We start from the raw sequence: 9,213 nt of genomic DNA, 5'->3' as shown, positions 1-9,213 counted from the left end.
GGTTGGTGGGGCGCGTGGGTGGGGGGGTGGGGGCGGTGGTTGGGATTAGGTGAGGGCGGATATGAGGCGGTGGCAGCGGAGGGGGTCTTCGGTCAGGCCGGCGTCCAGGCCCCAGAGCCAGTAGTCGACGGCGCGGAAGATGACCCAGTTGCGGGCCTGGTCGTGGGGGATGGAGGCGTAGTCCACGGCGATGGTCAGGTGTTCGGTGATCGCGGTGGAGTCGGGCATCTCGTCCAGTCTGGTCCAGAGGACGCGGGCCAGGTCGTAGGCGAGGTCGCCTCGTAGGAGGATCGGGTCCACGGTCAGCCAGGGTTCGCGGGTGCCCGCCAGGACTTGTGCCGAGTGCAGGTCGCCGTTGACCGCCAGGTCCGAAGTCGTGGTGACCAGTTGCTCGACGGCCTTCTCCCCCGCGCGCAGGAATGCCGGGTCGAACGGTTTGCCCTGGCGGGTCCAGTCGGCTTCCAGGCTCGATGCGCGGGCCAGGGCGAGGTCGGCGGTGGAGCGGGCGGTTGGTGGGGCGGGGATGGCCAGTCGGCGCGCCATCGTGCCCAGCACCGCCATGGCCTCCTCCGACGGGAGGTGCAGGGCGGTGTGGTCCATGTCCAGGCGTTCCAGGAGCATGGCGCCGGCGGGGTCGGCGTCGACCAGGTGGACGGTGCCCCGGCCCCGCCAGAAGCGCAGTGCCTCGATGTGCGCGGTGACGTCTTCGCTTGGGGCGTTCATGCGCAGCACAAGGGGTGTGCCGTTGCGGGTCACGGGAATCACCAGGGCGTGTGAGCCGTGGGTTGCCGGGCCGTCGGGGCGCAGGTCCCAGGTCGCCAGGCGGTGCTCGATCGCGGCGGGCAGGGCGGCCAGCCAGTCGCGGTCACGGGGGATCGGTGAGTTCCGGAAGGTCTCGGGGATCACGTGGTCGAGGTGGCCGATTCGACGGAGTCGTGGATGTGCATGACCTCGGTCAGCTCGGTCAACCGGAACAGCTTGTGCACGGACGGCTGCAGGCACGCCATCCGGAACTCGCCGCCGGAGCCGTCCAACCTGCGGTGCCAGTCGAGCATCAGGGACAGTCCCGTGGTGTCCATGAACGGCACGCCGCCCAGGTCGACCACCACGTGGGCGCCCGTGCTCGCTTCGAGGCGGTCGGACAGCACGGGGACCGTTTCCGCGTCCAGTTCGCCCGACACCGCGACGACCGTCCAGCCGCCCCGGACCTCACTGCGCACCTGCAATTCCATGGTGCCCGAGCCTAGCCACCGGACGGGCCCCGTGCCGATACCGTGCCCGAACGTCATCACACGCGCCGGTCACCCGCGCGCCGCCGAACGTCGTCAGGACACCGGTCGGCGCGACCACTCGGTGGCGCGCCCGGAGGATGTGCGACGATGCGGTAACGGCCGATCAACGGGAGCGGATGTGCGCAACGAGCCAGCGGCGCCGGTGGCCGTGACGCTGCCCGCCTCAGCGGGCTCATCGGCGCGTGCCCGACAGGTGGTGGGCGACGCGGCGTCAGCCTGGGGGTTGTCGGCGGACGCCGCCGACGACGCCGCCTTGGTGGTGACCGAACTGGTGTCCAACGCGGTGGACCACGCGACCGGCCCGGTGGGGCTGACCGTGACGCGGACGGCCGCCGGCATCCGGATCGAGGTGGCCGACCAGTCCTCCGCGCTGCCGCAGCCGAGACCGGTGCAGGTCGACTCGGCACGCGGGCGCGGGTTGATCATCGTGGCGGCGTTGAGCCGGTCCTGGGGTTCGGACCCGACCGCCCGCGGCAAGGTCGTGTGGGCGGAACTGGACGGCTGAGCGCGCCTCGCGGAAAGCGGCGGGGTGCCGTGGTAGAAGGCGGCAGAACGGGTATCCCGTGGTCGCCGACTACCGAGGAGGTCATGTGTCCACGACCGAAGCCGGTCAGGTGACCGGTACCCAGGACAAGGACTACAACATCATCTGGTTCGTCGAGGCGTGCCTGAGCAACGCGCTGCGGCTGGAGTCCTACATCGCCGACGCGGAGCGGGCGGGCGACAGCGAGCTGGCGGAGTTCTTCCGCCGCGCGCAGGGCGAGAGCCGCAAGGGCGCCGAGCAGGGCAAGCAGCTGCTCACGGCGCGCCTCGCGCGGTCGTAACACGCGGAAGGGCCGCCCTCGACCGGAGGGCGGCCCTTGCTCGTCTTCGCGGGGTCACTGCTGGTCGCGGAACCGGTCCAGGCCTTCCTTGGCCTTGTCCGTGCCCGTCTGGACGTGCTCGGAGTGCTGACCGCCGGTCCGTTCGTCGACGAACTGGCCGGCCTTGTCGATGCCCTGGTCGGCCTTGTCGCCGTGCTGACCGAGGGCGTCCTTGGCCTTGTCCTTCAGCTCGTCGAACTTGTCGCCGATACCCATCTGCGCTCGAACCTCCTCCGGGTGTCCCTCGTGGACACTCCCCGGATACCCCGGCGCCGGTGCGGTTGATGCGCCCACACCGACAACTCACCCGGTCGAGTTAGTCGGGCACGGGCGGGTCGGGCAGGCCGAGCATGAGCAGCAGCTCGCGGCAGTCGTTCGCGTCGACCGAGTTGTCCGCGACGGTGCGGGCGGCCAGGTTGCGCTGGATGACTTCGGCCCTGTCGGCCGCGGCCCGCGCGTCGGCGAAACCCACCGCCGCGCCCTGTGATCGACCAGGTCTGGTGCTCTGCGTCATGAAGAACCCGCCTCCCCTGCCGGCAGGGCCGCACCACACCGGCAGCGGGCGAGATCCCGCAGGCCGGAGGCGTGGTGGTTCGGACCTACGTGCCCGCTGGCCGTGGGGGTAGATGATGTGAACGGATGATCCGGCGACAAGCCGGTGCTCCCGTCCCCGGCCTCGGAGTGCGGCCGGACTGGGTCGGGTACCGCGCCGGCCGACTGCCGACAGCTCGTGCCCCAACCCACCGAAGTCTACTCCACGACCTGCCACTGTCGTGCCGTCAATATCCAACCAACTGCGAGCGACCGCAGTCAACTATTGCCAGGAACCGCCGGTTCGCGCTTGACTGGCCCCGATTCGTCGGGTGTCGACCGGAGGTGGTCGTGGTGAGCGTCAGAGTCGCCGCAGTGGCCGGTGTGCTGATCGGGTTGGTCGGCCTGGCGGCGCCCGCGAGTGCCGCGCCGCAGGTCACCGCCCTGCCGGTGGTGGACATGGAGGCCGTGCTCAAGGCGGCGCAGATCGACCCGCGCCGGGCCGACTCGGCGATCACGCCGGGCAGCGGCGACAGCGTGCGGCTCGTCGAACGGGCACTGGTCGCGAAGGGCCTGCTGGCCTCGACCTACGCCGACGGGCATTTCGGCACCAGGACGATCGACGCCTACGCGGCCTACCAGCGCTCGCTCGGCTACACCGGGATCGACGCCTCGGGCCTGCCCGGACCGACCTCGCTGCGCCTGCTGGGCGAGACGACCTACACCGTCACCCGCGTGGTGTCGGCGGGCAGCCGGGTCACCTACCGCGGCGCGTTGATGAACACCCGCACCAAGGCCATGCTGGTCGAGGCGGAACGGCTGCTCGGCCGGTCGTTGACCATCACCCAGGGCTCTTACAACCCCGGTGGCGTGCCCGGCTCGGCCGGCACCCACGACGGCGGCGGCGCGCTGGACATCTCGGTGTCGGGCATGACGGCGACCACCCGGACCGCCGTGACCAAGGCGTTGCGGCAGGTCGGTTACGCGGCCTGGGTCCGCACCCCGGCGCAGGGCTTCGACTACCACATCCACGCGATCGCGTTGGGCGACCCGGACCAGTCCTCCGGCGCCCAGCACCAGTCGGGCGACTACTACCTCGGCCTGAACGGCCTGGCCAACCGCGGCCCGGACGACGGGCCGGTGGTCACGCCGAAGCGCACGTGGGAGGAGTACCAGCGAGCGCTCTGAGCCGCGACGGATGGCCTCTACGATGGGCAGCACGATGAGCAACGTGGAGACCGACCCGTCCGAGCTGGTCTGCGAGAGCACGTCCGGTGCCGCGGCGGTCGAGATGCTCGACCCGCGCGACGTCCCGTTGGGCGGCCCGCGGGCGATGACGGTGCGGCGCACGCTGCCGCAGCGGTCCCGCTCGATGATCGGCGCGTGGTGCTTCGCCGACCACTACGGTCCGGACGACGTGTCGGTCAGCGGGGGCATGGACGTCGCGCCGCACCCGCACACCGGCTTGCAGACCGCGAGCTGGCTGTTCAGCGGCGAGATCGAGCACCGCGACAGCCTAGGCGTGCACGCGGTGGTCCGGCCGGGCGAGCTGAACCTGATGACGGCCGGGCACGGCATCTGCCACTCGGAGGTGTCGACCCCGGACACGACCGTGCTGCACGGCGTGCAGCTGTGGATCGCGCTGCCCGACGCCGACCGCGACGCGCCGCGCGACTTCCAGCACTACGCGCCCGGCGCGGCGGCGTTGGTCGGCGCGACCGCCAGGGTGTTCCTCGGAACGGTCGCGGGCGAAACGTCGCCGGTGCGCACGTTCACCCCGTTGCTGGGCGCGGAACTCGTGCTGGAACCCGGCGCGAGCCTGGCGCTCGACGTGGACCCGGCGTTCGAGCACGGCGTGCTGGTCGACTTGGGCGCGGTGGCACTCGGCGGCACGGCCCTCGCCCGCGGCACGCTCGGCTACGTCGGCGTCGGCGCGACCGCACTGCACCTGGCCAACACCGGCGACGACGCGGCCCGCGTGGTGCTGCTGGGCGGCGAGCCACTGGGCGAGGACCTGGTGATGTGGTGGAACTTCGTGGGCCGCAGCCACGACGAGATCGCCCAATTCCGCGACCAGTGGCAGGCCGAGTCGGAACGCTTCGGCCAGGTCGAGGGCTACCCGGGCACCCGCCTCCCCGCCCCACCGCTGCCGATGGGCCGCCTCCGACCACGCGGCAACCCACCACCGGCCTGACGGAACCCCGACGTGACTGCCGGTGTTATCCGGTTGGCCGGGCCGCCTCGCACGCCGAGACTGAAAGGGTGCCTCGTGCTGCCCACACCCGTGCGCTGCTGCGCGCTCGCATCCTCGACGTGGTGAACCGGTGGGACCCGGAAAGCCTGCTCGCCATGGAGGCCCCCGAGGACGAGTACGAGCCCGAAGCCAGGTCGTTCGCGGCGCTGCTCGACCAGGGCGTCACCATCACGCCCGAGATCGTGCGGCAGGTCTGGGAGCAGTGGTTCGGACCGGATTCCGGGTTCGTCCGCCTCGCGACCCGTGAGGTGCGGGCCGCGTTCGCCGAAGAGCTGAACCGTGCGGCTGTCCCGACAGAGGGACCTGCACAGGTGCGTGACGGAGCGTCCCGCGCTGATCAGCTCTGACGGGACCGGTCGAGCAGGGCGGTGGCGATGGCGACCTGGACCGGGTTCAGGGCGGTCTCGCCGTCCTGGACGTCCCACAGCGAGTTCTGCAGCACCCGGCCCAGGGTCCACGCCGTGGCGCGGTCGCGGTCGAGGGCGAGGACGTCGGTCAGCAGGTCGAAGCGGCGCAGGACGGCTCGCGGCACGTCACCGGTGGCGATCACGGCGTCCCAGCGGTTGTCCAGGGCGGGCAGCAGGTCGAAGCCGGGATCGCCGGCCAGCGGTTCGGGGTCGATCGCCAGCCACGGCTCCCGGTCGCCCGCCAGCACGTTGTCGTAGTGCAGGTCCCAGTGCAACAGCCGGTCGCCCGCGTCGTCCGCCACCTCGGCCACGGCGGACGCGCAGGTGCGCAGCAGGTCCCGGTCGGCCGACGAGCGCAGCACGGGCACGGCGCGCGGCACCTGGTCGAGCATGGCGCGGGCGATGTCGGTCAGCCGCCGCACGCCCGGCGGCGCGGGCACCGCGACGAGGCGGGCCAGCAGGTCGGCGAGGATCCGCAGGGCGACCGCGTCGTCGGCCACCGCGGCCAGCGGACGGCGCGCGTCCAGCCGTTCCAGCAGCATGGCGCCCGGCTCGTCGGCGAGCAGCCGGACCACGCCGTCACCGTCCCACGTGCGCAGCCCGATCGGCGCGGCGGCGTTGTCCTCGGTGACGGGCTGGAGCTTGAGCACGGCGGGTGTGCCGTCCGCGCGCACGACCGGCAGCACGAGCGACGCCATGCCGCTGTCGACCGGCCCGTCCGGCCGCAGCTCCCACCGGTCGAGGAAGTCGGCGGTCTGGCCGGGCAGCGCGGCGAGCCACGCCCGGCCCCACTCGGTGCGGTGGTACGACGCCGCCAGCGCCTCCGGGATCTTCACGGGCGCGGGGCGTACATGATCACGGCCACGCCGGCGAGGCAGATCGCCGCGCCGACGTAGTCCCACCGGTCGGGCCGGAACCCGTCCACCACCACGCCCCAGGCCAGCGACCCGGCCACGAACACCCCGCCGTACGCGGCCAGGATGCGGCCGAAGTGCGCGTCGGGCTGGAGGGTCGCCACGAACCCGTACAGGCCGAGCGCCGCCACGCCCGCGCCGATCCACAGCAGGCCCCGGTGCTCGCGCACGCCCTGCCAGACCAGCCACGCGCCACCGATCTCGGCGACGGCCGCCAGCGCGAACAACAGCAGCGAGCGGACCACGGTCATGAGCCCGACGATAGCCGGCGTGCCGCCCTTGACAACACCGGACCCCGTTGTGAACAGTTGTTCATGAACAGACGTTCATAACGAAGGGGGCACCCGTGCCGGAGATCGTCAACACCCACCAGGCCGAGGCGTGGAACGGGTACGAGGGCCACCACTGGGCCGACAACCACGAGCGCTACGACGCCGTGAACAGCGGTTTCAACGACATGCTGCTCACCGCCGCCGCCATCGCGCCCGAACACCGGGTGCTCGACATCGGCTGCGGCAACGGCCTGGTCAGCCGGCTGGCGGCACGACGTGCGGCGCACGTGCTGGGCGTCGACCTGTCCGGCCCGATGCTGGCCCGTGCCCGGGCCGCCGCGACGGGTGTGCCCAACCTGGCCTACGAGCAGGGCGACGCGCAGGTCTTCCCGTTCCCGCCGCACGCCTTCGACGTGGCCGTCAGCCGGTTCGGGGTGATGTTCTTCGCCGACCCGGTCGCGGCGTTCGCCAACATCCGCGGCGCGCTGCGGCCCGGCGGCCGGTTGGCGTTCCTGTCGATGCGCGATCTCGGCGACATGGCCGGGGTGTTCGAGGCGTTCGGCGGCGCGCCGGTGTGGACGTCCGCCGAGACCGGGCCGCTGTCGCTGGCCGACCCGGCCGTCGTCGACCGGGTGCTCACCGGCGCGGGCTTCACCGACGTCACGGCCGAGGCGGTGGAGGCCGACCAGGTGTGGGGCGGCGACGTCGCCGACGCGACGGAGTTCCTCATGGGTTGGGGCCCGGTGCGGCACGCGCTGCGAGACGCCTCGCCGGCCCTGGTGGCCGGCACCCGGGACGCCGTGGCGAGGGCGTTGACGCCGTACTTCGACGGTGCCGCGGTGCGGCTGCGCGGCAACGCCCGGCTCGTCACCGCGAGGGCCTGACGTGGCGCGGATCGTGATCTTCGGCGGGTACGGCGCGGTCGGCCGCGAGGCGGCGGCCGTGCTGTCCCCCGCGCACGAGGTGGTGGTGGCCGGGCGCAACGCGGCGGCGACGGTCCCGGGCACCACGACATTGCGGGTGGACCTGCGGGACGACGGAGACGTGCAGCGCGCGCTGGACGGCGCCTACGCCGTGTTGATGTGCGCCGAGGTGGACAACGCCCGGATCGCCCGCGCCTGCCTGGAACGCGGCGTGCACTACGTGGACGTGACCGCGTCGCACGAGACCGTCACCGCCGTCGAGGCACTGGAGGGTGACGCGACCGCGCTGCTCAGCGTCGGCCTCGCGCCCGGTGTCACGAACCTGCTGGCCCGGCACTGCGTCGAGCTGACCGGCGCCCGTGACGTCGAGATCGGCGTGCTGGTGGGCGGCGGCGAACGGCACGGTGCGGCGGCGGTCGCGTGGACGCTCGACGGGCTCGCGCGGCTGGGTCCGTCCTGGCGCACGACCTTCCCCGCGCCCCACGGCACGCGGACCGTGCACGGGTTCCCGTTCTCCGACCAGCACACGCTGCTCCGCACGCTCGACGTGGACCGCGTGCGCACCGGGTTGTGCCTGGACTCGCGGCTGGTCACCGCGCTGCTGCCCGCCGCCGCGCGGTTCGCGCACCGGCTCGGGCCGTTGACCGGGGTGCACGTGGGCGGTGACGGGTTCGCGGTGGCGGTGTCGGCGGGCGGGGTGACGTGCGCGTTCAGCGGGAGGAGGCAGAGCCGTGCCACGGGCGTGGTCGCGGCGCTGCTGGTGGCCCGGCTGCCCGCGCTGCCGCATGGCGTGTGGCACGTCGACCAGGTGGTCGAGCCGCTCGGGTTCCTGACCGAGGCGGCCGGGCACGGCTTCGTCCTGCACCTACCGCCTACGATGCAGCGCGATGGCACCACGACGAGCAGCAGCACTGCGTGACGGCGAGGTGAGCCTGCGCGACCACCTGATCGCCGCGGCCACCCGCCTCATCGCCGAACGGGGCACCGCCGGGCTCACGGTCCGCGACATCGCCCGCGCCGCCGACGTCGCGGTAGGCGTGCTCTACAACCACTTCGCGGACAAGGAGGAGCTGCTCGCGCTGGCCCTGCACGAGCACGTGCGCGAGGTCGAGCGGCGCGTCGGCAGTCCCGCCGCGGACGGCACGCTCGAAGAGAACCTGCACGCCTTCGTCACCCACGCCCTGGCCGTGCACGCCGCGTTCCTGCCCGCGTTCGCCGGCCTGGTGGGCCAACCCGAGGTGTTCGCCCGCTTCGACGCGCTGCCCAACCCGATGGCCGGCGGGCGCGGCCTGCACGCGGCCCTCGCCGACTACCTGCGCGTCGAACGGGACCGGGGCCGGATCGCCGCGACCACCGACCTCGAAGCGGTGGCCACGCTCATCGTCGGCGCGTGCCACGAACTGGTCCTCCCCCGCGTCTACCGGGGTCTGGCGGAGCCGGTCGAAGTGCCGCCGGGCTACGTGGACGCGCTGGTGTCCACCGTGCTGAACGGCATCACACCGCGCTAGGGCCGGTGCGGGACCGAACCCCCGTCCGGCCGCGTCGTGGTTCGTCGACGCGGCCGGACGCCCCCGGTTACCGGCACCCCGCGCGTGGGGTGGCCGTCGACCGAACGGCGGGCGCGACATCCCCCTCAAGCGCCGAGCCCACCGGTCCGTCGGGTTCGACCATGGCGGATCGGGGCACGGCGGCGCCAGGGGCACGGGACGCTGGGACAGCGCGGATGCCTTGAGCTGCAACGACGTGGACCGGTGGGA

The 9,213-nt window shown here is 72.8% G+C and carries 14 protein-coding genes; 8 read left to right on the top strand and 6 right to left on the bottom strand.

What is annotated here, in order from left to right; genetic code table 11:
* Positions 1-45: 45 nt before the first annotated feature.
* Together ACYVLT_RS16785 and ACYVLT_RS16780 are read right to left on the bottom strand one after the other, a co-directional pair.
* A complete protein-coding gene (locus ACYVLT_RS16785) occupies positions 46-906 on the bottom strand; it encodes an aminoglycoside phosphotransferase family protein (RefSeq protein WP_461121115.1) in 861 nt (286 codons plus the stop codon).
* Complete coding sequence (locus tag ACYVLT_RS16780; RefSeq protein ID WP_461121114.1) at positions 903-1,232, bottom strand: STAS domain-containing protein; 330 nt, start codon at positions 1,230-1,232, stop codon at positions 903-905. Before ACYVLT_RS16780 ends, ACYVLT_RS16785 begins: the two co-directional genes overlap by 4 nt.
* 178 nt (positions 1,233-1,410) lie before the next feature.
* On the opposite strand from ACYVLT_RS16780, the gene ACYVLT_RS16775 reads away from it, so the two are divergent.
* The gene (locus tag ACYVLT_RS16775; protein ID WP_461121113.1) at positions 1,411-1,797 is read left to right on the top strand and encodes an ATP-binding protein; all 387 of its coding nucleotides are present in this window, start codon (positions 1,411-1,413) and stop codon (positions 1,795-1,797) included.
* A gap of 85 nt (positions 1,798-1,882) precedes the next feature.
* On the top strand, positions 1,883-2,116 hold the full coding sequence (locus tag ACYVLT_RS16770; RefSeq protein WP_461121112.1) for a hypothetical protein: 234 nt from the start codon (positions 1,883-1,885) through the stop codon (positions 2,114-2,116).
* Between the two features lie 54 nt (positions 2,117-2,170).
* Here the strand turns inward: ACYVLT_RS16770 and ACYVLT_RS16765 are convergent, their stop codons facing one another.
* Both ACYVLT_RS16765 and ACYVLT_RS16760 read right to left on the bottom strand, forming a co-directional pair.
* The gene (locus tag ACYVLT_RS16765; RefSeq protein ID WP_360450385.1) at positions 2,171-2,371 is read right to left on the bottom strand and encodes an antitoxin; all 201 of its coding nucleotides are present in this window, start codon (positions 2,369-2,371) and stop codon (positions 2,171-2,173) included.
* Positions 2,372-2,471: 100 nt separating this feature from the next.
* Positions 2,472-2,669: a hypothetical protein gene (locus tag ACYVLT_RS16760; RefSeq protein ID WP_461121111.1), complete on the bottom strand. Its 198-nt coding sequence runs from the start codon at positions 2,667-2,669 to the stop codon at positions 2,472-2,474.
* 371 nt (positions 2,670-3,040) lie between these two features.
* Between ACYVLT_RS16760 and ACYVLT_RS16755 the strand changes: the two genes are divergently transcribed.
* The 3 genes from ACYVLT_RS16755 to ACYVLT_RS16745 all read left to right on the top strand — a co-directional run bounded on the left by ACYVLT_RS16755 (position 3,041) and on the right by ACYVLT_RS16745 (position 5,287).
* Positions 3,041-3,874 carry a peptidoglycan-binding domain-containing protein gene (locus ACYVLT_RS16755; RefSeq protein WP_461121110.1) on the top strand — a complete coding sequence of 278 codons (834 nt, stop codon included), beginning with the start codon at positions 3,041-3,043 and terminating at the stop codon, positions 3,872-3,874.
* A gap of 34 nt (positions 3,875-3,908) precedes the next feature.
* On the top strand, positions 3,909-4,880 hold the full coding sequence (locus tag ACYVLT_RS16750; RefSeq protein WP_461121109.1) for a pirin family protein: 972 nt from the start codon (positions 3,909-3,911) through the stop codon (positions 4,878-4,880).
* Between the two features lie 68 nt (positions 4,881-4,948).
* Positions 4,949-5,287, top strand: a complete 339-nt coding sequence (locus ACYVLT_RS16745; RefSeq protein WP_461121108.1) for a hypothetical protein — start codon at positions 4,949-4,951, stop codon at positions 5,285-5,287.
* Here ACYVLT_RS16745 and ACYVLT_RS16740 read toward each other — a convergent pair.
* Entirely contained in the window at positions 5,278-6,183 is a 906-nt protein-coding gene (locus ACYVLT_RS16740; RefSeq protein ID WP_461121107.1) for an aminoglycoside phosphotransferase family protein, read from the bottom strand. The two genes, ACYVLT_RS16745 and ACYVLT_RS16740, sit on opposite strands and share 10 nt — an antisense overlap.
* Positions 6,180-6,512, bottom strand: a complete 333-nt coding sequence (locus ACYVLT_RS16735; protein WP_461121106.1) for a YnfA family protein — start codon at positions 6,510-6,512, stop codon at positions 6,180-6,182. The genes ACYVLT_RS16740 and ACYVLT_RS16735 overlap by 4 nt, the downstream gene beginning before the upstream one ends.
* A gap of 95 nt (positions 6,513-6,607) precedes the next feature.
* Between ACYVLT_RS16735 and ACYVLT_RS16730 the strand changes: the two genes are divergently transcribed.
* The 3 genes from ACYVLT_RS16730 to ACYVLT_RS16720 are packed head-to-tail and all read left to right on the top strand — an operon-like array spanning position 6,608 to position 8,964.
* Complete coding sequence (locus ACYVLT_RS16730; protein ID WP_461121105.1) at positions 6,608-7,417, top strand: class I SAM-dependent methyltransferase; 810 nt, start codon at positions 6,608-6,610, stop codon at positions 7,415-7,417.
* A gap of 1 nt (position 7,418) precedes the next feature.
* Positions 7,419-8,375, top strand: a complete 957-nt coding sequence (locus ACYVLT_RS16725; protein ID WP_461121104.1) for a saccharopine dehydrogenase family protein — start codon at positions 7,419-7,421, stop codon at positions 8,373-8,375.
* Positions 8,344-8,964: a TetR/AcrR family transcriptional regulator gene (locus ACYVLT_RS16720; protein ID WP_461121103.1), complete on the top strand. Its 621-nt coding sequence runs from the start codon at positions 8,344-8,346 to the stop codon at positions 8,962-8,964. Before ACYVLT_RS16725 ends, ACYVLT_RS16720 begins: the two co-directional genes overlap by 32 nt.
* The last annotated feature ends 249 nt before the right edge of the window (positions 8,965-9,213 follow it).

This window comes from Saccharothrix stipae, from assembly GCF_054781895.1.
Note: the sequence above shows the minus strand (reverse complement) of the source record. Positions and strands in the feature narration are given on the sequence as shown.